The 22,469-nt window shown below is 70.0% G+C and carries 23 protein-coding genes and 5 tRNA genes; 20 read left to right on the top strand and 8 right to left on the bottom strand.

Going from position 1 to position 22,469, the window contains the following annotated elements:
* The first annotated feature begins 5 nt into the window (after window positions 1–5).
* The 6 genes from AB0I54_RS31650 (at window position 6) to AB0I54_RS31625 (ending at window position 2,945) form a co-directional block, all read left to right on the top strand.
* Entirely contained in the window at window positions 6–443 is a 438-nt protein-coding gene (locus tag AB0I54_RS31650; RefSeq protein ID WP_363299626.1) for a hypothetical protein, read from the top strand.
* A 4-nt stretch (window positions 444–447) separates the two neighbouring features.
* Complete coding sequence (locus tag AB0I54_RS31645; protein ID WP_363299625.1) at window positions 448–954, top strand: hypothetical protein; 507 nt, start codon at window positions 448–450, stop codon at window positions 952–954.
* A gap of 63 nt (window positions 955–1,017) precedes the next feature.
* The gene (locus AB0I54_RS31640) at window positions 1,018–1,773 is read left to right on the top strand and encodes an N-acetylmuramoyl-L-alanine amidase (RefSeq protein ID WP_363299624.1); all 756 of its coding nucleotides are present in this window, start codon (window positions 1,018–1,020) and stop codon (window positions 1,771–1,773) included.
* 2 nt (window positions 1,774–1,775) lie between these two features.
* Complete coding sequence (locus AB0I54_RS31635) at window positions 1,776–1,997, top strand: holin (RefSeq protein ID WP_363299623.1); 222 nt, start codon at window positions 1,776–1,778, stop codon at window positions 1,995–1,997.
* Window positions 1,998–2,028: 31 nt separating this feature from the next.
* The gene (locus tag AB0I54_RS31630) at window positions 2,029–2,295 is read left to right on the top strand and encodes a hypothetical protein (protein WP_363299622.1); all 267 of its coding nucleotides are present in this window, start codon (window positions 2,029–2,031) and stop codon (window positions 2,293–2,295) included.
* On the top strand, window positions 2,292–2,945 hold the full coding sequence (locus AB0I54_RS31625; protein WP_363299621.1) for a collagen-like protein: 654 nt from the start codon (window positions 2,292–2,294) through the stop codon (window positions 2,943–2,945). The genes AB0I54_RS31630 and AB0I54_RS31625 overlap by 4 nt, the downstream gene beginning before the upstream one ends.
* A gap of 57 nt (window positions 2,946–3,002) precedes the next feature.
* On the opposite strand, the gene AB0I54_RS31620 is transcribed toward AB0I54_RS31625, so the two are convergent.
* Window positions 3,003–3,758, bottom strand: coding sequence for a GntR family transcriptional regulator (locus tag AB0I54_RS31620; RefSeq protein ID WP_363299620.1), 756 nt, complete (start codon window positions 3,756–3,758; stop codon window positions 3,003–3,005).
* A 99-nt stretch (window positions 3,759–3,857) separates the two neighbouring features.
* Between AB0I54_RS31620 and AB0I54_RS31615 the strand changes: the two genes are divergently transcribed.
* Genes AB0I54_RS31615 through AB0I54_RS31605 form a run of 3 tightly spaced genes read left to right on the top strand, consistent with a single transcriptional unit; the run spans window position 3,858 to window position 4,518 of the window.
* The gene (locus tag AB0I54_RS31615) at window positions 3,858–4,094 is read left to right on the top strand and encodes a hypothetical protein (RefSeq protein ID WP_363299618.1); all 237 of its coding nucleotides are present in this window, start codon (window positions 3,858–3,860) and stop codon (window positions 4,092–4,094) included.
* Window positions 4,091–4,315, top strand: a complete 225-nt coding sequence (locus AB0I54_RS31610; RefSeq protein WP_363299617.1) for a hypothetical protein — start codon at window positions 4,091–4,093, stop codon at window positions 4,313–4,315. The genes AB0I54_RS31615 and AB0I54_RS31610 overlap by 4 nt, the downstream gene beginning before the upstream one ends.
* Window positions 4,315–4,518, top strand: a complete 204-nt coding sequence (locus AB0I54_RS31605; protein ID WP_363299616.1) for a hypothetical protein — start codon at window positions 4,315–4,317, stop codon at window positions 4,516–4,518. Before AB0I54_RS31610 ends, AB0I54_RS31605 begins: the two co-directional genes overlap by 1 nt.
* Before the next feature lie 196 nt (window positions 4,519–4,714).
* Here the strand turns inward: AB0I54_RS31605 and AB0I54_RS31600 are convergent.
* From AB0I54_RS31600 to AB0I54_RS31585, 4 genes are all read right to left on the bottom strand, one after another.
* Window positions 4,715–4,787 (bottom strand) — tRNA-Lys (locus AB0I54_RS31600).
* A gap of 188 nt (window positions 4,788–4,975) precedes the next feature.
* Entirely contained in the window at window positions 4,976–7,153 is a 2,178-nt protein-coding gene (locus AB0I54_RS31595; protein WP_363299615.1) for a DEAD/DEAH box helicase, read from the bottom strand.
* A gap of 246 nt (window positions 7,154–7,399) precedes the next feature.
* Window positions 7,400–7,909: a hypothetical protein gene (locus AB0I54_RS31590; protein WP_363299614.1), complete on the bottom strand. Its 510-nt coding sequence runs from the start codon at window positions 7,907–7,909 to the stop codon at window positions 7,400–7,402.
* 78 nt (window positions 7,910–7,987) lie between these two features.
* Window positions 7,988–8,338: a metallopeptidase family protein gene (locus AB0I54_RS31585; RefSeq protein WP_030989320.1), complete on the bottom strand. Its 351-nt coding sequence runs from the start codon at window positions 8,336–8,338 to the stop codon at window positions 7,988–7,990.
* 106 nt (window positions 8,339–8,444) lie between these two features.
* On the opposite strand from AB0I54_RS31585, the gene AB0I54_RS31580 reads away from it, so the two are divergent.
* The 9 genes from AB0I54_RS31580 (at window position 8,445) to AB0I54_RS31540 (ending at window position 17,272) form a co-directional block, all read left to right on the top strand.
* Window positions 8,445–10,001: a metallophosphoesterase gene (locus tag AB0I54_RS31580; RefSeq protein WP_363299613.1), complete on the top strand. Its 1,557-nt coding sequence runs from the start codon at window positions 8,445–8,447 to the stop codon at window positions 9,999–10,001.
* A gap of 80 nt (window positions 10,002–10,081) precedes the next feature.
* Window positions 10,082–10,154, top strand: a tRNA-Glu gene (locus AB0I54_RS31575).
* Window positions 10,155–10,190: 36 nt separating this feature from the next.
* Window positions 10,191–10,265: transfer RNA gene (locus AB0I54_RS31570), tRNA-Asp, on the top strand.
* Between the two features lie 24 nt (window positions 10,266–10,289).
* Window positions 10,290–10,366: transfer RNA gene (locus tag AB0I54_RS31565), tRNA-Phe, on the top strand.
* 81 nt (window positions 10,367–10,447) lie between these two features.
* On the top strand, window positions 10,448–12,073 hold the full coding sequence (locus AB0I54_RS31560) for a hypothetical protein (RefSeq protein ID WP_363299612.1): 1,626 nt from the start codon (window positions 10,448–10,450) through the stop codon (window positions 12,071–12,073).
* 72 nt (window positions 12,074–12,145) lie between these two features.
* Window positions 12,146–12,463, top strand: coding sequence for a hypothetical protein (locus AB0I54_RS31555; RefSeq protein ID WP_363299611.1), 318 nt, complete (start codon window positions 12,146–12,148; stop codon window positions 12,461–12,463).
* Window positions 12,464–12,533: 70 nt separating this feature from the next.
* Window positions 12,534–16,487 carry an ATP-dependent RNA helicase HrpA gene (hrpA, locus tag AB0I54_RS31550; protein ID WP_363299610.1) on the top strand — a complete coding sequence of 1,318 codons (3,954 nt, stop codon included), beginning with the start codon at window positions 12,534–12,536 and terminating at the stop codon, window positions 16,485–16,487.
* A 93-nt stretch (window positions 16,488–16,580) separates the two neighbouring features.
* Window positions 16,581–16,655, top strand: a tRNA-Asp gene (locus AB0I54_RS31545).
* A 425-nt stretch (window positions 16,656–17,080) separates the two neighbouring features.
* A complete protein-coding gene (locus tag AB0I54_RS31540) occupies window positions 17,081–17,272 on the top strand; it encodes a DUF6274 family protein (protein WP_363299609.1) in 192 nt (63 codons plus the stop codon).
* 461 nt (window positions 17,273–17,733) lie between these two features.
* Here the strand turns inward: AB0I54_RS31540 and bldC are convergent, their stop codons facing one another.
* Complete coding sequence (gene bldC / locus AB0I54_RS31535) at window positions 17,734–17,940, bottom strand: developmental transcriptional regulator BldC (protein WP_003949541.1); 207 nt, start codon at window positions 17,938–17,940, stop codon at window positions 17,734–17,736.
* Between the two features lie 520 nt (window positions 17,941–18,460).
* Complete coding sequence (locus AB0I54_RS31530) at window positions 18,461–19,303, bottom strand: hypothetical protein (protein WP_363299608.1); 843 nt, start codon at window positions 19,301–19,303, stop codon at window positions 18,461–18,463.
* Between the two features lie 255 nt (window positions 19,304–19,558).
* On the opposite strand from AB0I54_RS31530, the gene AB0I54_RS31525 reads away from it, so the two are divergent.
* Both AB0I54_RS31525 and AB0I54_RS31520 read left to right on the top strand, forming a co-directional pair.
* Window positions 19,559–20,653: a Glu/Leu/Phe/Val dehydrogenase dimerization domain-containing protein gene (locus AB0I54_RS31525; RefSeq protein WP_363299607.1), complete on the top strand. Its 1,095-nt coding sequence runs from the start codon at window positions 19,559–19,561 to the stop codon at window positions 20,651–20,653.
* 296 nt (window positions 20,654–20,949) lie between these two features.
* Window positions 20,950–21,204 (top strand): DUF3073 domain-containing protein, encoded by a 255-nt coding sequence (locus AB0I54_RS31520; RefSeq protein ID WP_363299606.1) that lies wholly within the window; start codon window positions 20,950–20,952, stop codon window positions 21,202–21,204.
* Window positions 21,205–21,384: 180 nt separating this feature from the next.
* Here AB0I54_RS31520 and purM read toward each other — a convergent pair whose 3' ends face one another.
* A complete protein-coding gene (gene purM / locus AB0I54_RS31515; RefSeq protein ID WP_363299604.1) occupies window positions 21,385–22,449 on the bottom strand; it encodes a phosphoribosylformylglycinamidine cyclo-ligase in 1,065 nt (354 codons plus the stop codon).
* Window positions 22,450–22,469: the final 20 nt, after the last annotated feature.

Here is a 22,469-nt window from a genome sequence, read left to right as displayed (position 1 = left end):
CCTGCATGCCGATCGCCGTGGTCCGGGCCGAAGCGTTCTACACGCCACCGCCCGGCCAGCCCGCGGACCTATGGGCAGGCGTGCCCGCCGCTGAACTGGTCTGGCGCTGGTACGAGTACCGGATGGGCCGCCGCGTCACCCCGCCCGCCGAGACGGTCACCGACACGTACTTCGCGCGCATCAACCAGAACCGATGGATCGCCGACTGCAGCAGCTGCGGATCCGCGCAGATCGTTTCCCCGGCCGACCCGCGGTACGCGTGCGTCGAGTGCGGATGGGGCTGGTGCACGCTGCTGTTCCCCGCCGATGTGGCCGCCATCGAGGCCAGCTTGATGGAGCCCAAGCCAGCATTGCGGAACTGGTGGAACGAAGCGGACCCCAACAATCCGGACCGGCCGCCAGCCGACCCGGCGCCCGACCCGGGCCCGCTGAAGGAGGTGTGACGGCGTGACGTTCGCTCCGAGGACCTGGGTCGTCGGTGAGGTCGTGTCCGCGGCTCTGATGAACCAGGAGATCCGCGACCAGTTCAACTCCATGTTCGCCGCGTGGACGCCCTACACCCCAACCTGGACGGGGAGCACGACCAACCCGGTGCTGGGCAACGGAAACATGGTCGGCCGGTATATGAAGTTCGGCCGCACCGTGCTCTGCGAGATCAACCTGACCACGGGCAGCACCACGACCTACGGCAGCGGCAACTACTCGTGGACCCTGCCGTTTCAAGCGGCCAACGCAGGTGTCAACGTGATCGGGAACGCGCAGCTACTCGGCACCAACCGCTGGCTCGGACAGATCGTCATCTCCGCCAATGCCACCACCTGCTCCGCGTTCTTCCCGACCTATCCGTCAGGCGTGGCCGACACCCGGGCGTCATTCCTCACCCAGGTCCTGCCCGAGACCCACGCCGCCGGTGACCAGGTCCGCCTCACCTTCATGTACGAAGCCGCCTCCTGACCTGCCCGGTTCCCCGCACGCCCCGCGCCGACGGCCGGGGCTCTCGTCATTTCTGGAGCGCTCATGTCCGATCCGATGACCCCTGCCCAATGGCGTGCCGCGCTGAAGGCCGAGGGTGTCCGCTTCACCGAGTACGACGGTTGGACCACGAGAGGTAGAGACGCGGCCACCGGCAAGATCTTCGGCCCGGTCCACGGCGTTCTCAACCACCACACCGCCGGCAGCGACAGCCTGCACGCCGTCGCCGTGGGCGGAGCGCCCAACCTGCCCGCCCCCCTGGCCCACACCTTCCTGCCCAAGAGCGGGACCGCCGTGATGGTGTCCGGCCACCGCGCCAACCACGCGGGCCTGGCGGCCGCGAACGTCATGGCCGCGATCGTCGCCGAGACGCCCCTGCCGAAGCAGGACAAGTCCAGCACGGTCGACGGCAACGACCAGCTGTACGGCATCGAGACCGAGAACCTCGGCAACGGCGCAGACACCTACACGCGGGCCCAGTACGACACCTGGGTCCGCTGGAACGCCGCGATCTGCCGCCACCACGGCTGGGGTGCCGGGTCGGTCGCCGGCCACCTGGAGACCAGCGTCGAGGGCAAGATCGACCCGCGCGGCCCGGTCGAGGGCTACGGCACCCGCGGCAAGTTCACGTTCTCGATGGGCCAGCTGCGCGCGGACGTCGCCGAGCGGCTGAAGCACGCGGCCAGCTGGTCGCCCCCCACGACCCTGCCCGCTCCGCCGCCACCCCCCATCCCGCGCACCGTCGAGCAGCGGGTGTCCGACCTGGAGAAGCGCGTCACCGCGCTGGAGAAGAAGGGCTGACCATGGCCGCACCCGTCGAGAACAAGGTGAAGGCCGCGACGTCCGCGACCTTCCTCGTCTCCCTGCTCATCGCCGTCCTCAACGGCGTCGTCGCCGACGACAGCCTGCTGCAGCCGCTGCCCGCCTGGCTGCAGCCGATCGTGATCGCGCTCGTGCCGACCGCCGTGACGTTCCTGTCCGGCTGGTCGGCCGCCCATTCGCCGCGCACCCCGTCGGGGTCCTGACCCTGCCCCATGGACGCGGCCTGGAGGTGGCATGGACGGCGCCCTCGTCGCGGCTCTCGGCGTGATCGGCAGCGCCGCCGTGACGGGGGCAGTCGCCATGTACGGCTCCAAGGTCGCGGGGCGAGCCCAACGGGAGGGCAACGCGGTGACCGGCTTCAACTCGCTCACGGACCAGCTCCAGGAGGAACGCAAGGAGCTGCGCACCGAGGTGGCCACCCTCAAGGCCGAACTCGCCGCCGAGCGCGCCGAGTCAGCACGGCTACGACTCGTCGTGCAGTCGCTGGGAGGGACACCATGACGCGCACCCAGAGTGTGCTCGCCAGACGGTGGAGGCCCATCGCCCTCCTCGCATTCCTGCTCGCCCTCACCGGCGCCGTACTGCTCGTGTACGTCCGCGTCCAGGCCGAAGCGGCGCGCGCCGACCAGCTCGCCGCCGAGGCCGACCTGCGCGGCGCGGCCGTCACCACCCTCGCCTCCGACGTGCGGGTACTGCGCGCCCAGATCAAGGCCAAGGGCGGAACCCCAGCCGCGCCGGACCCGACCAAGGCCGTCAAGGACCTGCCCGACCGGGCCGCGGTGCCCGTGCCTATCCCCGGCCCGCCAGGGCCCAAGGGTGATCCGGGCAGGGACGCGCCGACCATCACTCCGTCGCCCGGCCCGTCCGGCGCTCCAGGCCGGGACGGCGTCGACTCGACAGTGCCTGGGCCGTCCGGTCCGCCCGGACCGTCCGGGGCCGCCGGCGTCCAGGGGGAGCGCGGCGAGAAGGGCGAGCAGGGTCCGGTCGGCCCGGACTGCCCGGACGGCTACAGCCTGCAGGCGCCCAGCTGGGACCCGGACGCGCTCGTCTGCCGGCGAGACGGCGCGCCCGACCCGGGCAACGGAAACGGGAACGGCGGCGGTGGGCTGCTGTCCATGGCCCTCGATCCATCACGCCGACAGTACGTATGACGACGCCCCCTGCACGGCCATCGCGGTCGTGCAGGGGGCGTTTCGTCATGCCCGGATTCAGGCGGTGGGCTGCTGCCCGTACACCGCCACCCACCGGTCGCCGCGCATCACAATGTCCGCCGTCTCCACCGCACGCCCGGTGGCCTGGTCGTAGTAGGTGCGCTCGATGGCGAGCACCGGCCCAGGCGGCGTCATGCCGAGGGCCTGCGCCTCCTGCCGGGTCGCGGTCCTGGCCCGCACCTTCTCCACCGGGTCGCCGACCTCGATCGAGATGACCCGCATCCTGGCGGCCACGCCGACGCCCGCGTAGGGGCCGACCTCGGGCAGGGCGATCAGCGACTGCCCAGTGACCTCCAGCGGCTCCCACGATTCCGCCAGTTGCACCGGCTGCTCGTCAGCGAGGTAGACGTAGCTGGTGTGCATGACTGCGGCGCCCGGCTCGATGCCGAGGCGGCCGGCCACCGTGTCGCTTGCCCTGTCGGTGGTCGAGTCGTGCCGCCACGTGCCGACCGCACCCTGCCTGGCCGCGCCCTCGGCGAACGGGCTGTCCTCGCTGCGGCGCTTGTGCCGGCGCACGAGCAGCTCGGGTGTCTCCGTGCTGCGGACGTAGTGGCCTGCGCCGTGGCGGGAGACGACCAGGCCGTCGTCGACGAGGACCTTGTAGGCGCCGGACGCCACGGAGTTGCTGCCTCCGTACTCCTTGATGAGCTCGGCGATGGATGGCAGGCGGGCGCCGGGTGGGAGTTCGCCGGACTCGATGCGTGCGCGTAGTTCGTCGGCGACGCGCAGGTACAGCGGCGGCTCGGTGCTCACTCTCCGCCCTCCCTTGATGTGACTTGCGTGACAGACTAGCCAGCCCACGGCTACTCTCGTGCGAGAGTCATTCTCTCGCATGAGAGCAGGGGAATCACTGTGCCCATCAGTCTGCGCGCGGCCGCGTTACGCACCGCCCTGGAACGCATGCTCGACGAGCCCGTGCGTCTCATCAGCAGGCCCGGTGCCACGCGCCTGTACGCGGTCGCACCGGACGCGTACCGGCGGGAAACCTGGCGGCTCCTGCTCGACGTACTGGGGAGCGCCGACAAGTGGGGCAGCACCGACGCGAGCGGCCGGCCCGAGGTCTGGGCCGAAGTGCGAGACGAGTCATGACCCGCGGCACGCTCCCCCACCCGCGCAACCTGACCCACCGCCAGTACACCGGCTGGGCCTGCGTCTGGTGCGGTACCTCCCTCATGGACGTCAAGGCCCGCCCGGCAGGCAGGGCCGTCGGCTCCATCGGGGCGGTCGTCATGGACGTCGACGTGTACGAGTGCGCGGCCGGCGGGTGCGCAGAGCTGCGGGCCGAGAACGAGCAGACGGGAACGAACTGATGGCCGACACCTTCATCCCGACCTCCGAGCGTGCCGCCCGCGCTGCGCAGTCCGGCGGCCGCGCGGCTGGCTACTGCTGGCTGGAGCACCCCGACGGCGGCGCGCACTGCACCAGGTCGCCGCACGCCGACCGGCGGCACGTGGACTACTACAACGGCAGGAAGTCCCCCACGGACGCGAGCGGCGTCGAGTGGTGGGAGTAAGACTCCCGGACCCGGCGCGACGGTGTGCCGGGCCCGGGACCAGGCCCCGGTCGGCACCCCCCGTTGCTGGCCGGGGCCGCTCCATGTCTTGATCGTCTGCACTTCGTCCGAGCCTGGGCCGAGCTAACGATCAACCGACCCGCCCAAAACGGACTCACCCCCAGCTCGAACCTGCTCTGAACTGGGGGTGATTCGGTAGGCCCTGTGGGACTCGAACCCACAACCAATGGATTAAAAGTCCACTGCTCTGCCAATTGAGCTAAGGGCCCAGGCGATGTTGTCCCCCTGAGCATAGCCGGACGGGGCCGAGTCTCCGATCGGGTATCGGGGACCCGGCCGCGTCGGACGGGAGAACAGGCCGGAAAGGGCAGGGACCGGACGACGATCAGGATGCCGCGGTGGACGACGAAGGGCCCGTACGACCGGAGTCGTACGGGCCCTCGCAGGTCACTCGGCGTCAGCCGTTGCGCTTCCAGCGCGGCTTGTCGTCGCGGCGGCCGAAGGAACCGGTGCCGCGGTGGTCGTCACGACGGCCGTACGGGCGGTCGTGGCCGGCGGAGCGGAAGCCGGGGCGGTCGTCACGGCGGTCCCGGTTGAACGGGCGGTCGCTGCTGCGGTGCCCACCGCGCTCGTCACGGCGGAAGCCACCGCGGTCGTCACGGCGCTCGAAGGAACGGCCACCACGGTCGTCACGACGCTCGAAGCCACCGCGCTCGCCGCCACGGTCCGGACGACGCTCGTCACGGCGGAAGCCGCCACGGTCGTCACGGCGCTCGAAGGAACGGCCACCACGGTCGTCACGACGCTCGAAGCCGCCACGCTCGCCACCACGGTCGTCACGACGCTCGAAGCCGCCACGCTCGCCGCCACGGTCCGGACGACGCTCGTCACGGCGGAAGCCACCGCGGTCGTCACGACGCTCGAAACCACGGTCACGGTCGCGGTCCCGGTCGAAGGGGCGGCGCTCGTCACGGCGGAAGCCGCCACGGTCGTCACGACGCTCGAAGGAACGGCCACCGCGGTCACCACGGTCACCACGGTCGAAGCCGCGCTCGCCCCGGTCGTCACGCCGCTCCCGGCGCTCGTACGGCGCGGAGGCCGCCGGGCGCTCGGTGCGGTCGACGTCCTGCGCGACCGGCTGCTCCGGGACGGACGCCTCGATCACGGCCACCGCCTCGGCCGCCGACGCCTGGGCCTCGGCCACCGCGGCCTCGGGGTCCTCGCCCCGCTCGCGGGCGACCCGGGCGACCAGCCGGTCGGCCTCGTCGCGCAGCTCGACGGCGCGCCGCGTGGCCCGCTCCAGCTGCTTGGTGAGCTGGGCGACCTCGCGCTCGGCCTGCTGGGCGGCGTTGCCCGCGGACTCGGCCTGGACCTCGGTCATGGAGCGGGCGCCGGTGATCTCGGCGACCTCCGGGTCGAAGGCGGCACCACCCTGGATGATGTGGCGCGCGGCGTCGACGCCGGCGTCCTCCATGAGGCGGAAGATCTGGCGGCGCTGGTGCGGCAGGGACAGGGAGACGACCGTGCCGGTGCGGCCGGCGCGGGCCGTGCGGCCGGCGCGGTGCAGGTAGTCCTTGTGGTCGCCGGCCGGGTCCACGTTCAGGACCAGGTCGATGCCGTCGACGTGGATACCGCGGGCCGCGACGTCGGTGGCGACCAGGACGTTGACGTAACCGTCCTTGAAGTCCGCCAGCGTGCGGGTGCGCGCGCCCTGGGTCATGCCGCCGTGCAGCGCGTCCGACTTCACGCCCGCGTCACGCAGCTGCTCGGCGACGCGGTCGGCGCCCAGCTGGGTGCGGACGAAGATGATGGTGCGGCCCTTGCGGGAGGCGATCGCGGCAGTGACCGGCGCCTTGTCCTTGGGCTTCACGATCAGGATGTGGTGCGACATCGTCGTGACCGCGCCCTGGGCCGCGTCCACCTCGTGCGAGACGGGGGACTGCAGGTAGCGGTCGACGAGGGTCTGGATCTCGTTCTCCATCGTCGCGGAGAACAGCATCCGCTGGCCGCCCGCCGGAACCTGGTCGAGCAGCTCGGTGACCTCGGGCAGGAAGCCCAGGTCGGACATCTGGTCGGCCTCGTCGAGAACGGCGATCTGCACGTCCTCCAGGGAGCAGGCACCGCGGTTGATGATGTCGCGGAGGCGACCCGGGGTGGCGACGAGGATGTCGACGCCCCGCTCCAGGGCGTAGATCTGGTTGCCCATCGACGTTCCGCCGCAGACGACCTTCATCTTCAGGCCGAGGACGTCGCCGTACGGCTGGAGGGCGTCCGCCACCTGCATGGCCAGCTCACGCGTCGGCGTGAGGATGACGGCGCGGGGGCGCTTCCTCTCCGTGCGGCCACCGGCCAGCGTGGCCAGCGTCGGCAGACCGAAGGAGAGGGTCTTGCCGGAGCCGGTGCGGCCACGGCCGAGGATGTCCTTGCCGACCAGGGCGTCCGGGATGGTCGCGGCCTGGATCGGGAACGGGACGGTCACGCCGTTCTGCGCGAGCTTGCGCACCACGCCCTCGGGGAGACCGAGGTCGGCGAAAGTGATCTGAGGGGTGTCAGCGGTCTCGGTGACCTCGGTCGACTCGTCGTTCTCGAACTCGTTCTCGGACACGACGATGTGATCTGTGCTGGACACGGACATGCGAATGCGAAACCTTCCGGAGTCTCTTCGGCACGCGCCCGTCAACTCCGTGATTCGCAATACGACCGCCTCAATGCGGTCCGCCACGGCAAAGGAGAGTACGCGCCACACGGCGCGCTCTGCGTTGGCGCCGGGCAAATGGGATCAAACGATCTACCACCATACGCACCCACCGCCCCCCAAGGCAAACTCAACCCACGAGACGCTGGTCACGTACCCATGCCGGTGACCGCCCGGCCCGCGGACCTACGCCGGAGTCCCCGCCTGGGGCGCCGGCTCCCGATCCCCCAGCTGCGGCCCCGCCTCCTCGTGCGCCGACGACGACGGCTCGGCCGTCGGCGGGGTCGACACGGGCGGCGGCGGGGTCGACGCCGGAGGCTCCGGATCGGGAGGCGTCGGCGTGGGGGTCGGCGGCGCCTGGGTCGGCGCCGGAACCCCCGGCTTCTGACTGCCGCCCGGCCCGGCCGGCGACACGGAGGAACTGCCCGCCCGCGACGGCGCCGACGACGCCGGCTCATGCTTCCCGTGCTTCGCCTTCCGCCCGCGCCTGCGCTCGGCGTCGCCCTCGGCCCCTTCGTACCCTGCACCGCCCCCCGACACCACCGACCCCCCGTCGGCCGTATCGCCGCCCCGGCGCCCCGACGAGTGCGAGGGGGTCGCCCGGCCGCCGTCCTCGCCCACGTTCACACAGCCGGCGGCAGCCGTCACGGCCAGCACCGCGGCGGCCAGACGGACGGGTACGTACTTGGGGCGCACGGCGGCCACCTCCGGGGGAGGATGAAGGAGTCGCCGTGCCCAACTCCCGCCGGACTCAAGAAGACACGCGCCCGGCCCTCACCCGTACCCGAGCGCATGCAACCGCTCGTCGTCGATCCCGAAATGGTGGGCGATTTCGTGCACCACGGTGACCTCGGTCTCCGCTACGACGTCCTCACGCGTGTCGCACATCCGCAGCGTCGGCCCCCGGTAGACCGTGATCCGGTCCGGCAGCACCCCCGCGTACCACTCGCCGCGATCGGTGAGCGGCGTCCCCTCGTAGAGCCCGAGCAGCTCGGGATCGTCCGCCGGCGGCTCGTCCTCCACGAACACCGCGACGTTGTCCATCAGCCGCGTCAGCTCCGGCGGAATCCGGTCGAGCGCCTCGGCGACCAGTTCCTCGAACTCCTCGCGCGTCATCTCCAGCACACGCTCATTGTCCGGTACCGGACGGCCACAGGAGCGCCGCGAACCGACGGACACGTCGGCCCCCGCCCCCCGCATATCCACTGCCGGGCTTGGGCATACGCGACCAATGGCACGCGTCCCCGTCGCAGCCCGCAACCGGATCACCCGCACGCTCACCCGGCGTCGCCCGAACCGCCACGCCCCGGAACTCGCCGCCCTGCCGCACCCCTGGAAGCGCGCCCTCGGCATGACGGTCGTCGTCCTGGTCGGCGCCTGGCTCGGCCTGCTGATCGTCGGCAACGTCAGGACCCAGGTCGGCCCGATGAACACGACGATGGCCCTGCGCCCGTCCCTCAGCGGTGGCACGAAGATCAACGTCTCGCCGCTGGGCGCGCTGACACTCGACAGCCATGTCGCACCCGTCCGCCTGGACGTGAACGTCGACCAGCTCGACCCCGTCCGCTCACAGGCCCTCGTCGACCACCCCGAGCGCCTCGCCGGCCTCCAGGACGAGGTCGCCCGGGACGTCGAACACGGCACGCTCGACCTGGCCCTACGGTCCTGCGTCGCCGTCGTCTCCGGCGCGACCGCACTCGGCCTGGCCGTCTACCGCCGCCCCCGCCGCGCCCTCGCGGCCGGCGGACTCGCCCTCACCCTGCTCGCCGCCTCGGGAGCGACGGCGTACGCCACCTGGAACCCCAAGTCGGTCCTGGAGCCGAAGTTCTCCGGCCTGCTCTCCTCCGCGCCCTCCCTGGTCGGCAACGCGCGCAGCATCGTCACCGAATTCGACGTCTACCAGAAGGAGTTGGCACGCCTGGTGACGAACGTGACGAAGCTCTACGACGTCACCTCCACGCTCCCGGCCTACCGGCCCGACCCGAGCACGATCCGGGTCCTGCACGTCTCCGACATCCATCTGAACCCGGCGAGCTGGAAGATCATCGCGTCGCTCGTGACCGAGTACAAGGTGAACGTGATCGTCGACTCCGGCGACACGATGGACCACGGCACGGCGGCGGAGAACGGCTTCCTCGACCCCATCGCGGACCTGGGCGCGCCGTATGTATGGGTCCGGGGCAACCACGACTCACTCCTCACCCAGAGCTATCTGGAGCGGATGAAGAACGTGCGCGTCCTGGACGGCGGACGGGCGGAAACGATCGCGGGGCTGCGGTTCGCCGGCATCGGCGACCCCCAGTTCACCCCCGACCGCGCGGGCCGGCCGGGCGGCAACGCGGCGGAGGAACTGGCCGGGGACCGGCTGGCCACGGCCCTGCGCGACCAGCGGGCGGCGGGCACGCCGGTGGACGTGGCCGTGGCCCACGAGCCCTCCGCCGCCCGGCGCACGGACGGCGAGGTGCCCCTGGTGCTGGCGGGCCACCTCCACCACGAGCGGACGGAGGTCATGAAGCGGGGGACCCGGTTGCGGGTGGAGGGCTCGACGGGCGGCAGCGGGCTGCGTGCGGTGGAGGGCAAGTACCCCGATCCGGTCGAGGCGTCGATCCTCTACTTCGACCGGGACACCCGGCGGCTCCAGGCCTGGGACGAGATCAGGCTGGGCGGCCTGGGCCTGACGACGGCCGAGGTCAGCCGTCATCTCCCGGAGGAGAACCAGCCTGGCGCGAATCCCACGCCGAGCGCCCCCACCACCCCATCGGGGACGGCCTCGCCCACGGGGCCGTAAACCGTTTTGGCGATACTCCCCGCCATCCCATATGCTTCTCACGTCCCCGACGCGCTGAGAAGCGCCCAGGCGGGCCGATAGCCCTCATCGTCTAGCGGCCTAGGACGCCGCCCTTTCAAGGCGGTAGCACGGGTTCGAATCCCGTTGGGGGCACGCAAGATCGTGTGCGACACTGTTGCACGCAAGCTTGGTCCTGTGGAGCAGTTTGGAGTGCTCGCCACCCTGTCAAGGTGGAGGCCGCGGGTTCAAATCCCGTCAGGACCGCTGAGGCTTCCTCGGAAGCCTCGTGGCTGGGTAGCTCAGTTGGTACGAGCGTCCGCCTGAAAAGCGGAAGGTCGCCGGTTCGACCCCGGCCCCAGCCACCAGAACGAAGCCCCCCTCCCGAAACATCCGGAGGGGGGCTTCGTCGTCGCTCACAGAGAGCGCGGGGAACCTGAGGGGGGTTCTTGAGACAGATCGCCAGAGGGCTGGTGACGGCCGGCGCCGTCCTGGTCGGCACGCTCGCCATACCCGGCACGGCCCATGCCGCGGGGCCGACGGTCAAGGACGCGTACAGCGACGGCCGCGACTGGTCGGTGCTCGACGTACGCCTCAACTACAGCGGCTCGATCGACAAGATCACCGCCAGGCTCCGTCCGGTCGGCAGCAGTGAGTCGGACGCACCCGTGGCCACGATCACCGACTTCACGCACAAGTACGACTACAGCTCGTGGGACGGCACCTGGGCCTCCCAGCCCATCCATCTGGACACACTGGGCGACTACACGGTCGACGTCGAGGCCACGGACTCCTCGGGCGAGACCACCGTCCAGCAGAACGCGGGCACCCTGCACTACCAGAAGCAGCCCGTCATCACCGGCTTCGCCGTCACACCGACCGAGCCGGACATCGAGCACAAGACGGTCACGGCCACCGGCGACATGGTCGTCCGTGACCCCAGCACCCGTGACACGGTGCCACTGCCCGGTGCCACCGTGGACGTCGCGTTCGACAACGGCAGTAAGGACACGCCCACCGTCACCGATGACGCCGGCCACTTCTCCGCGTCCCGGGAGACGACGGGCGGCTGGGCCCGCGCCGAGTACGACGGCGACCTCGGCTTCTTCACCACCGACGTGGTCGACGTCTGGCCGCAGGCGGCGCCGACCCGGTTCGTCCTCGACCAGAGCGACTTCCACGTCACCATCGGTGACAAGATCACTGTCGCAGGCACGCTCCAGTACCAGTACGACGGCGAGTGGAAGCCGCTGACCGGCACCCCGCTGGAGATGGACTACAAGGACTGCAGCACCTGCAGCCCCGTCGACACGACGACCGACGCGAACGGCCGCTTCTCCTTCGAGAGGACCCCGTTCGGCGCCGCCAAGAACGTCTACGAGATCGCCATCCTGACGAGCCCGTTCAACCCCTACATCGTGCACACGACCGCCGACGTCACCGTCGCGGTCACCGCGACGACGAAGTTCAGCTCGTTCACGGCGTCACTGGACAAGTACGCCGAGGTGACGATCAACGGCACCCTCGACGTGACCGGCCGCGAGGGCCGCAACTCGGCCAACGTCGACGTCCAGTACTCGGTCAACGGCAAGACGGGCTGGACCACCCAGAAGACCCTCAAGGTCATCTTCGGCAATGACTTCTCGGCGCGGCTGCCGGGCTACACCGACGGCTACTGGCGGCTGCACTACGCCGGCTCCACCACCGAGGACATCAAGGGCAGCATCAGCAACAGCCTGCGGCGCAATCGCGCCCTCACCCGGGTCAAGGACGCCAACGCGTCCCCCGAGCCCGTGTACAAGGGCAGGACGATCACCGTGAAGGGCGTGCTCCAGGAGCACAAGGTGGGCGCCACCAGCTGGAACGCCTACGGCGACAAGAAGGTGCAGATCCTCTTCCGGCCCAAGGGCAAGACCACCTGGTACCTGATGGCCACCGTCACCACGCAGTCGAACGGCTCCTTCAGCAAGGGCTTCAAGGCCCAGCAGGACGGCACCTGGGTGCCCGTCTATCTGTACCCCGACAGCAAGCACTTCGTGGGCAGCGGCAGAGAGGACTTCGTCGACGTGCGGTGACCCGCTTGGCACCGCGCTCGCGTGGCGCTACGTTCTGGCTGGCCGACGTAGGGGGCAGGGGAGCGGGGGACGATGAGCCGGGACGAGGCAAAGGCCATTCGGGAGGTCGAGCTCGAAGAACGCCGGGCTCGGTACGGGCTGCTGGCGGTCGTGCTCAGCAATGTGTCGATCTCCGGGGTCGCGATCTTCGGGGTGTGGCAGCTCAGCGGGGACAAGGCGGTGATCGTCGGCGTGCTGACGGCCGCGTTCACGGCGGTGAGCAGCATGACCACCGCCTACCTGGGGATCAAGGCCGTCTCCAACACCGCCAAGTCCATCGCGCTGGGCGAAGGCGCCGCGCGGCACCAGCCCGCGGCGCCCACCGCACCCCCGGCCCAGCGGACCCCCTGAGGCTCCGGCACAAGCACCGGGCACAAATCGTTCGCCACGGATTTCCGGGGGATGAGATCCTGGGTCGCGTATGTCTACGCACCCTGCCCCCGCCACCCCGGCCCTCGGCACCCTCGCCCCCCGCCTGACCGAGCTGTCCCTGCGCGACGCGCACCGGCTCGGGCGCAGGCTCGAAGGCGCGCGCAAGATCCGTAAGCCGGAGGCCCAGGCCGCCGTTCTCGCCGAGATCGAGGCGGAGGTCGCCAGGGCCGAGGAACGGATCGGTAAGCGGCGTGCGCGCGTGCCCGCCGTGACGTATCCCGAGCAGCTGCCGGTCAGCCAGAAGAAGGACGTCATCGCGGAGGCCATCCGCGACCACCAGGTCGTCATCGTCGCCGGTGAGACCGGTTCCGGTAAGACCACGCAGATTCCGAAGATCTGTATGGAGCTCGGGCGTGGCGTCCGCGGCATGATCGGGCACACCCAGCCCCGCCGTATCGCCGCCCGTACCGTCGCCGAGCGCGTCGCGGAGGAGCTGGACACCCCCCTCGGCGAGTCCGTCGGCTGGAAGGTGCGGTTCACCGACCAGGTGAACCCGGACGCCACGTTCATCAAGCTGATGACGGACGGCATCCTGCTCGCCGAGATCCAGACGGACCGCGAGCTGCGCGCCTACGACACGATCATCATCGACGAGGCCCACGAGCGGTCCCTCAACATCGACTTCCTGCTGGGTTATCTGGCCCAGCTGCTGCCGAAGCGGCCGGATCTCAAGGTCGTCATCACCTCGGCCACCATCGACCCGGAGCGCTTCTCCCGGCACTTCGGGGACGCCCCGATCGTCGAGGTCAGTGGCCGCACGTATCCGGTGGAGGTGCGGTACCGGCCGCTCCTGGAGGAGGACTCCGAGGACGCGGACCGGGATCAGATCACCGCGATCACCGACGCCGTCGAGGAGTTGATGGGGGAGGGCCGGGGCGACATCCTCGTGTTCCTCTCCGGTGAGCGGGAGATCCGGGACACCGCGGACGCTCTGGAGAAGAAGAAGTACCGCTTCACCGAGGTGCTGCCTCTCTACGCGCGGCTCTCGCACGCCGAGCAGCACCGCGTCTTCCAGCCCCACGGCGGCCGCAGGATCGTTCTGGCGACGAACGTCGCCGAGACGTCCCTCACCGTCCCGGGCATCAAGTACGTCATCGACCCCGGCTTCGCCCGTATCTCGCGCTACAGCCACCGCACCAAGGTGCAGCGCCTCCCCATCGAGGCGATCTCGCAGGCCAGCGCCAACCAGCGCAAGGGCCGCTGCGGCCGTACGTCCGACGGTGTATGCATCCGGCTCTACAGCGAGGACGACTTCAACGGGCGGCCGGAGTTCACCGACGCCGAGATCCTCCGTACGAACCTCGCCTCCGTCATTCTGCAGATGACCGCCGCCGGCCTCGGCGACATCGAGAAGTTCCCCTTCATCGACCCGCCGGACCACCGCAACATCCGTGACGGCGTGCAGTTGCTGCAGGAGCTGGGCGCACTCGACCCGGCGCAGAAGGACGTGCGCAAGCGGCTCACGGACACCGGCCGCAAGCTCGCCCAGCTGCCCGTCGACCCGCGGCTGGCCCGTATGGTCCTGGAGGCCGACAAGAACGACTGTGTCCGCGAGGTCATGGTCATCGCCGCCGCGCTGTCCATCCAGGACCCGCGCGAACGTCCGGCCGACAAGCAGACCCAGGCCGATCAGCAGCACGCCCGCTTCAGGGACGAGACGAGCGACTTCCTCGCCTATCTCAACCTCTGGCGCTACCTCCGCGAGCAGCAGAAAGAGCGGGGCTCGTCCGCGTTCCGGCGCATGTGCAAGCAGGAGTACCTCAACTTCCTGCGCATCCGCGAATGGCAGGACATCTACACCCAGCTGCGCACGGTCGCCAAGCAGATGGGCATCCACCTCAGCGAGCAGGACGCCCCCGACGACCGCGTACACGTCTCCCTCCTTGCCGGATTGCTCTCGCACATCGGCATGAAGGACGTGAAGGACGGCGCGAAGAACGAGTACCTGGGCGCCCGGAACGCCAAGTTCGCGATCTTCCCGGGCTCGGCCCTGTTCAAGAAGACCCCGCGCTTCGTGATGTCGGCGGAGCTGGTGGAGACGAGCCGGCTGTGGGCCCGGGTCAACGCGAAGATCGAGCCGGAGTGGGTGGAGCCGCTCGCCGGGCACCTCCTCAAGCGGACGTACAGCGAGCCGCACTGGGAGAAGGACCAGGCGGCGGTGATGGCGTTCGAGAAGGTCACGCTGTACGGCGTACCGATCGTCGCCCAGCGGAAGGTCAACTACGGCCGTATCGACCCGGAAGCCTCGCGCGAGCTTTTCATCCGCAACGCCCTGGTCGAGGGCGACTGGCGCACGCACCACAAGTTCTTCGCCGACAACCGCAAACTCCTCAGCGAGGTCGAGGAGCTGGAGCACCGCGCCCGTCGCCGGGACATCGTCGTCGACGACGAGACGCTCTTCGACTTCTACGACCAGCGGGTCCCCGACCATGTCGTCTCCGGCGCGCACTTCGACTCCTGGTGGAAGCGCAAGCGGCACGAGCAGCCCGACTTCCTGGACTTCGAGCGGGAGATGCTCATCCGGGAGTCGGCGGAGGCGGTCACCAAGGCCGACTATCCCGACTCGTGGCGGCAGGGACAGCTGAAGTTCCGGGTGACCTACCAGTTCGAGCCGGGCGCGGACGCCGACGGCGTCACCGTCCACATCCCGCTCCAGGTCCTCAACCAGGTCACGGACGAGGGCTTCGACTGGCAGATCCCGGGGCTGCGGGAGGAGGTGGTGACGGAGCTGATCCGCTCCCTGCCGAAGCCGATCCGCCGCCACTACGTGCCCGCTCCGAACTATGCGAAGGCGTTCCTGGAGAGGGCGGTGCCCTTGCAGGAGCCGCTGACGGTCACCATGGCCCGCGAGCTGAAGCGCATGGTCGGTGTGCCCTTCGAGGCCGACGACTTCGACTGGGCGCGGCTCCCGGACCATCTGCGGATCACCTTCCGCATCGTCGACGAGCGGCGCCGCAAGCTCGCCGAGGACAAGGACCTGGAGGCGTTGAAGCTGCGGCTGAAGCCGAAGGCGCGCCAGGCCCTGTCCCAGGCCGCGGCGGCCACGGCCGAGCGCCGGGGCGGGGAGTCCCTGGAGCGCAAGGGCCTCACGGACTGGACGATCGGCTCGCTCACCCGCGTCTTCGAGACCCGCCGGGCCGGCCAGCCGGTGAAGGCGTACCCGGCGCTGGTCGACGACGGGGACACGGTGTCGGTCCGGCTCTTCGACACGGAGGCGGAGCAGGCCGAGGCGATGTGGAAGGGCACCCGGCGCCTGATCCTGCGCAACATCCCGGTCAACCCCGCGAAATTCGCGAGCGATCGCCTGACGAACGCGCAGAAGCTGGCGCTGTCCGCGAATCCGCACGGGTCGATACAGGCCCTGTTCGACGACTGCGCGATGGCGGCGGCGGACAGGCTGATCGCCGACTTCGGCGGGCCGGTGTGGGACGAGGAGTCGTACCGGAAGCTGTACGACAAGGTGCGCGCGGAGATCGTCGACACGACCGTGCGTGCGGTCACGCAGGTGCAGCAGGTCCTCGCCGCGTGGCAGGCCTGTGAGCGCCGTCTGAAGGCCGTACGCAGCCCTTCCCTGCTGCCGAACCTCACGGACGTACGCGCCCAGCTGGACGCCCTCGTGAAGCCCGGCTTCGTGACGTGGGCGGGCATACGGCGGCTGCCGGACCTGATGCGCTATCTGGTGGCCGTGGACCGTCGTCTCCAGCAGATGCCGACGGGCGTCCAGCGGGACACCACCCGCATGGAGAAGGTCCACGAGATGCAGGACGAGTACGCCTGGCTCCTGGAGCAGCTTCCGCAGGGCCGTCCCGTCCCGTCGTCCGTGCTGGACATCCGCTGGATGATCGAGGAGCTCCGGGTCAGCTACTTCGCGCATGCGCTCGGCACGGCGTACCCGGTCTCCGACAAGCGGATCGTGAAGGCGATCGACGCCGCGGTCTCGTAATCGCCCGTGCACGCAGGGTGAGTTCGACCGGTGGGCTCACCCTCCTGTACAGTCTCTTCTCGCAGCGCAACGCAAGAAAGCGCCGCGAAACCTGGTCCTGTGGAGCAGTTTGGAGTGCTCGCCACCCTGTCAAGGTGGAGGCCGCGGGTTCAAATCCCGTCAGGACCGCAGCAATGAAGGCCTGCACCGTTTCCCGTGCGGGCCTTCGCCGTATCCCCACCCACTCGCCACCCTGTCAAGGTGGAGGCCGCGCCCGCGGCGGAGCCGCAATCGGACAGGGCAAATCCCGTCAGGACCGCAGCAATGAAGGCCCGCACCGTTTCCCGTGCGGGCCTTCGCCGTACCCCCACTTCTCAGCACCGGCCGGCACCCATCAGCCCGTCCGGCGTTTGAGGACGAGGCCGTTCAGGCCGAAGCGGGGGTCTGGGGGCGGCAGCCCCCAGTGAGCGGCCACACCAACACCGGCGGCAAGACCAGGCGCCGGCAACAAGAAACAGCGGCCGAACCGGCGGAGCCCCCCGCTCTTGACGGCGTCACATTCCGTCGGTACCCAGAAAGCAGGCCCCGCTCTCGTGCGGCCCCGGAGGTGGCGTATGGCGGCATCTGTCAGGCACGAGACGCGAGCCCTGCTCCGCGCGCACCTGTCGGCCGCCTCCTCCTATCGGCACCTCACCCGCCACTGTCCGATCTGCCACCGCCTGCTGCGGCTGGCGATGGACTCCGCCCCGCCGGGCGCCCAGGCCCCTGGGGGCGCCGTAGGGGACGAGGCCGCGCCGACGGCGTAGCGGTCGCGCACTCCCAACAACCGTGCCACAGTGGGACGCTGGAGCATGTGCCTCCTCTAGCGCACATGGACCACCGGCAACAAGCCACCCGGCATGTGACGGGTGTCACCGCATGACTTTCTGAAACCCCGGTACTTACACCCGTCCTACAACGGGTCAATTTAATATGTGCAATTGCACCGGCCCCAGGGAACATCCACAGTGGATCCGACACCCCTCCCCAGACTCCGACAAGCCCGCTCACAGACCCTCCGCACCAGGGCTTTCGGCGCACAAAAAAGATCGCGCTGGACCCGGCGGAGTCCAGCGCGATCTACGACGCACCCTGTGTCACTTGCCTGAGAAGTTCCCGTTGGCCTGGGCGAGGGCCCTGTTGGGGCAGGTCCCGCGTCGCTTGGAGCTAGGGTCCGGGCGCCTCGGCGAGTTGGGGGAACTGCCGTTTTGCCCGGTTATGCAGTTGTTCAGGCCTCGCTGCGCTGCTGCGGGATGCCCGCGAGAAGAGCGCGGACCTCGGCCTCGCGGTAGCGGCGGTGTCCGCCGAGCGTACGGATGGAAGTGAGCTTGCCGGCCTTCGCCCACCGCGTGACCGTCTTGGGGTCGACGCGGAACATCGTGGCGACCTCAGCCGGGGTCAGCAGCGGCTCGGCATCAGGGGTGCGAGCGGTCATGAGCGGCCTCCTCGGGAGAACCGAACCTTCTCGGTTCTTTCCTCTAAATTCTGCACCTTGACCCGCGTTGCCCGAAATGGTGGACGCGAGTCGAGTCGGTTATAGGACGAACGGCTTGTCCTCGGCACTACAACTACACCATCTGTCCAGCCGCGTCGGCCAAACCGATGGAATTGCCCTCCCAGGTAGTCATCAGCCGCGGAAGCCGATGGACCATGCCATAGCGGACAGTCACGCCACTGTGACGATCAGTCACAGGGCGATCAGGAGGCACCAGACCCCCCAAAGCATTGCAATGCTGAGATTCCGCCCAGAACGGAGCTTAGTTGGGCGGACGGAGCCTTCCCCGGACTCCTTGTCCTATTTTGGCATGAGGAGCGGCAAGAGGCGCAAGGGCCGCGTAAGTGCGGTCCGTCACCCTTGACACGAAAGCCCGGATCGGAACCAACGCCCCGTCAGGTGACCTAAGTGGCGTAGACCGTACGTCGTCCGGGGCGGTTCGGGCCGTGACGTACGTCACTCAGTTCGCGGAACGCCGGTCCCGTACCGTCCGCCACCGCTCCACGAGCCGCCCGTACGCCTCCCCCGCCGCGGCCCCGTCGCCCCTGCGCAGCGCGTCGATGCCCTCGGCCACGTCCGCCGCCGAGTGGTCCCCCTCCAGCTCGCCGGCCGGCACCACATGCGCCAGGCCGCCGTAGTCCAGCTCCACCAGCGAGCGCGGGTGGAACTCCTCCAGCCATCGCCCCACGTCCACCAGGCCGTCGATCAGCGGCCCTTCCTCGATGGCGTCCTTGAGCGTCCGCAGCCCCCGGGCCACGCGCCGTCTGGCCTGCACCATGGGCGTGCGGTAACGCAGCAGGGGAGCCTCCTCGGCACTCCCCTTGGCGTACTCCCGCTCCTCGTCGGAGACCAGCACGAACCAGTTCAGGGGCACCTGCCAGGTGGCGGTGCGGATCCAGGGGCGGGCGTCGGGGTTGCGGGTGAGCCAGCGCTCGTAGTCCTGGGCGGCCTGCCGGCGCACCACCGGCGGCAGCGCCGCGTCCAGGACGGACGGCGGGAACTCCTCGGGCAGCTCGCCCAGGGCCTGCCAGCCGCGCAGCCGGGTGCGCCAGGGGCAGACACAGACCACCCCGTCGACGTCCAGCACGAAGGCGTCGCCGCTCTCGTGCACCGGCACCGGGACCGGCGGGGTGGGCAGCAGATCGGCCAGGGAGCGGCGCAGCTCGTCCTGGTAGGAGGGGCGCTCGGGACGGCGGGCGTAGCGCGCCCAGTGAGCGCGCTCCGGCTCCGGGAAGGCGGCCAACGGCTCGTACACGCGCAGATACGCCGCGTAGGGGACGATCACCGAGGACACCTTGGGCACGCCTGCTCCCTCCCCACCGGATAGGGCTCGAAACCCGTACGGGACCTGTACGGGATCCGTACGAGGCATCCCGAAACGGGCGGGAAACCACTGCAAATCGTGCCACGCGCACGCGTGCGCGCACGGCGCGAGAGAGTGATCCTGAACACTGCGCGGATGGCGGGTGTGCACAGGCTCTACGCTCATGCCACAGCACCCGCCACCCGTACGGGAGCTGGTCTTTCGACCGCCGCAACTTACCCGGGAGTCACCACAGTGACCGACGTAACCGGCGCACCTGCTGATGTACTGCACACCCTGTTCCACTCGGACCAGGGCGGTCATGAGCAAGTAGTGCTCTGTCAGGACCGCGCGACCGGACTCAAGGCCGTGATCGCCATCCACTCCACCGCCCTCGGCCCCGCGCTGGGCGGTACGCGCTTCTATCCGTACGCGAACGAGGCGGAGGCCATCGCCGACGCCCTCAACCTCGCGCGCGGGATGTCGTACAAGAACGCCATGGCCGGGCTCGACCACGGCGGCGGCAAGGCCGTGATCATCGGCGATCCGGAGCGCATCAAGACCGAAGAGCTGCTGCTCGCCTACGGGCGGTTCGTGGCCTCGCTCGGCGGTCGCTACGTCACCGCGTGCGACGTCGGTACGTATGTCGCCGACATGGACGTCGTGGCCCGCGAGTGCCGCTGGACCACCGGGCGCTCGCCGGAGAACGGCGGCGCGGGCGACTCCTCGGTCCTCACCGCCTACGGCGTCTACCAGGGCATGCGCGCCTCCGCCCAGCACCTGTGGGGCGACCCCTCGCTGCGCGGCCGCCGGGTCGGCATCGCCGGTGTCGGCAAGGTCGGCCACCACCTGGTCCGCCATCTGCTGGACGAGGGCGCCGAGGTCGTGATCACGGACGTGCGCGAGGACGCCGTACGGCGGATCCTCGACCAGCACCCGGGCGTCACGGCGGTCGCCGACACCGAAGCGCTGATCCGCGTCGAGGGCCTGGACATCTACGCCCCCTGCGCGCTCGGCGGCGCGCTGAACGACGACTCCGTGGCGGTGCTCACGGCCAAGGTGGTGTGCGGCGCGGCCAACAACCAGCTCGCCCACCCGGGTGTGGAGAAGGACCTCGCCGACCGCGGGATCCTCTACGCGCCGGACTACGTGGTGAACGCCGGCGGTGTGATCCAGGTCGCCGACGAGCTGCACGGGTTCGACTTCGACCGGTGCAAGGCCAAGGCGGCGAAGATCTTCGACACCACGCTGGCCATCTTCGCACGTGCGAAGGAAGACGGGATTCCGCCGGCCGCCGCGGCCGACCGGATCGCCGAGCAGCGGATGCACGAGGCCGCCGCGGCACGCTGACCCCGCGGTTCCGCGAGGTTTGCCGGTACCCGTCGGCGGACAGTTAGAGAGAACTCTCACGTTCGTCGGCGGGTCGGCCGCCGAGAAGTGGTTAAAATCGCGGTTGACCAGCGAGGACGGGGCGCCTCGCGGGTCCTGGGCCGAGGCACGTGCTGCGGGCGACGTACCGTATGGGCGCGGGCTCAGGTACCGTGGAAGCCCTACGGACCGGTCTCTCCACGGAGAGCCCGTTCCAGATCATGAACGCGTGTCAAGACTCTGGGGCCGTCGAGCCCCGTCACCGAGGGGGTCGAGCCATGGGGCGCGGCCGGGCCAAGGCCAAGCAGACGAAGGTCGCCCGCCAGCTGAAGTACAACAGCGGCGGGACTGACCTGTCGCGTCTGGCCAGCGAGCTGGGCGCTTCGACTTCGAGCCAGCCGCCGAACGGCGAGCCGTTCGAGGACGACGAGGAAGAAGACGACCCGTACGCCCAGTACGCGGATCTCTACAACGACGACGACGAGGACGAGGACGACGAGTCCGGTCCCACGTCGCATCGTCGCGGCGCTTGACGTAGCGCGCTTCGCGGTCTCAGCGTCTCAGCAGCGACTGCACTTCACCCGGTCCGGGGCCTCAGCGCCGGACCGGGTTTCGTGCTGCCTCTCGGGGCCCAGAGACCGGAACGGCCGGGCCCCGGTCTCGCGGGGCCGTGCGGCCCCGCGAGCGTCAGTCAGGCGCAGTCAGCGGGACCGTCAGGCGTAGTCACCGATCAGGGCCGCACCCGAGTCGTGCTCGCCCCGGTCCGTGATCTCACCGGCGACCCAGGCGTCGACCCCACGGTCGGCCAGCGTCGCCAGGGCCACGTCCACCGAGGCCTCGGGCACGATCGCGATCATGCCGACGCCCATGTTGAGGGTCTTCTCCAGCTCCAGGCGCTCGACGTCGCCGGTCCTGCCGACGAGGTCGAAGATCGCGCCCGGGGTCCAGGTGGAGCGGTCCACGACGGCGTGCAGCCGGTCCGGGATCACCCGGGCCAGGTTGGCCGCGAGGCCGCCGCCGGTGACATGGCTGAAGGCGTGGACCTCGGTGGTGCGGATGAGGGCCAGGCAGTCCAGCGAGTAGATCTTGGTGGGCTCCAGGAGCTCCTCGCCGAGCGTGCGGCCGAGTTCCTCGATGTGCGCGTCGAGCGCCAGGCCCGCCTGGTTCAGCAGGACGTGACGGACCAGGGAGTACCCGTTCGAGTGAAGCCCGGAGGACGCCATGGCGATCACCGCGTCACCCTTACGGATACGATCCGCGCCGAGCAGCCGGTCGGCCTCCACGACGCCCGTACCGGCGCCGGCGACGTCGAAGTCGTCCGCACCCAGCAGACCCGGGTGTTCGGCCGTCTCACCGCCCACCAGGGCGCAGCCGGCCAGCACACAGCCCTCCGCGATGCCCTTCACGATGGCGGCGACGCGCTCGGGGTGGACCTTGCCGACGCAGATGTAGTCCGTCATGAACAGGGGCTCGGCACCGCACACCACGATGTCGTCCATGACCATGGCGACCAGGTCGTGCCCGATGGTGTCGTAGACGCCCAGCCGGCGCGCGATGTCGACCTTGGTGCCGACGCCGTCCGTGGCGGAGGCGAGCAGCGGACGCTCGTAGCGCTTGAGGGCGGAGGCGTCGAAGAGACCGGCGAAGCCGCCGAGGCCGCCGAGGACCTCGGGGCGCTGGGTCTTCTTCACCCACTCCTTCATCAGCTCGACGGCGCGGTCGCCCGCCTCGATGTCGACGCCCGCCGCTGCGTAGCTGGCACCAGTTGTCTCAGACATGGCTGTGAGAGCTTTCGTGT

This window comes from Streptomyces sp. NPDC050625 (assembly GCF_040654755.1).
Classification (GTDB): domain Bacteria; phylum Actinomycetota; class Actinomycetes; order Streptomycetales; family Streptomycetaceae; genus Streptomyces.
Note: the sequence above shows the minus strand (reverse complement) of the source record. Positions and strands in the feature narration are given on the sequence as shown.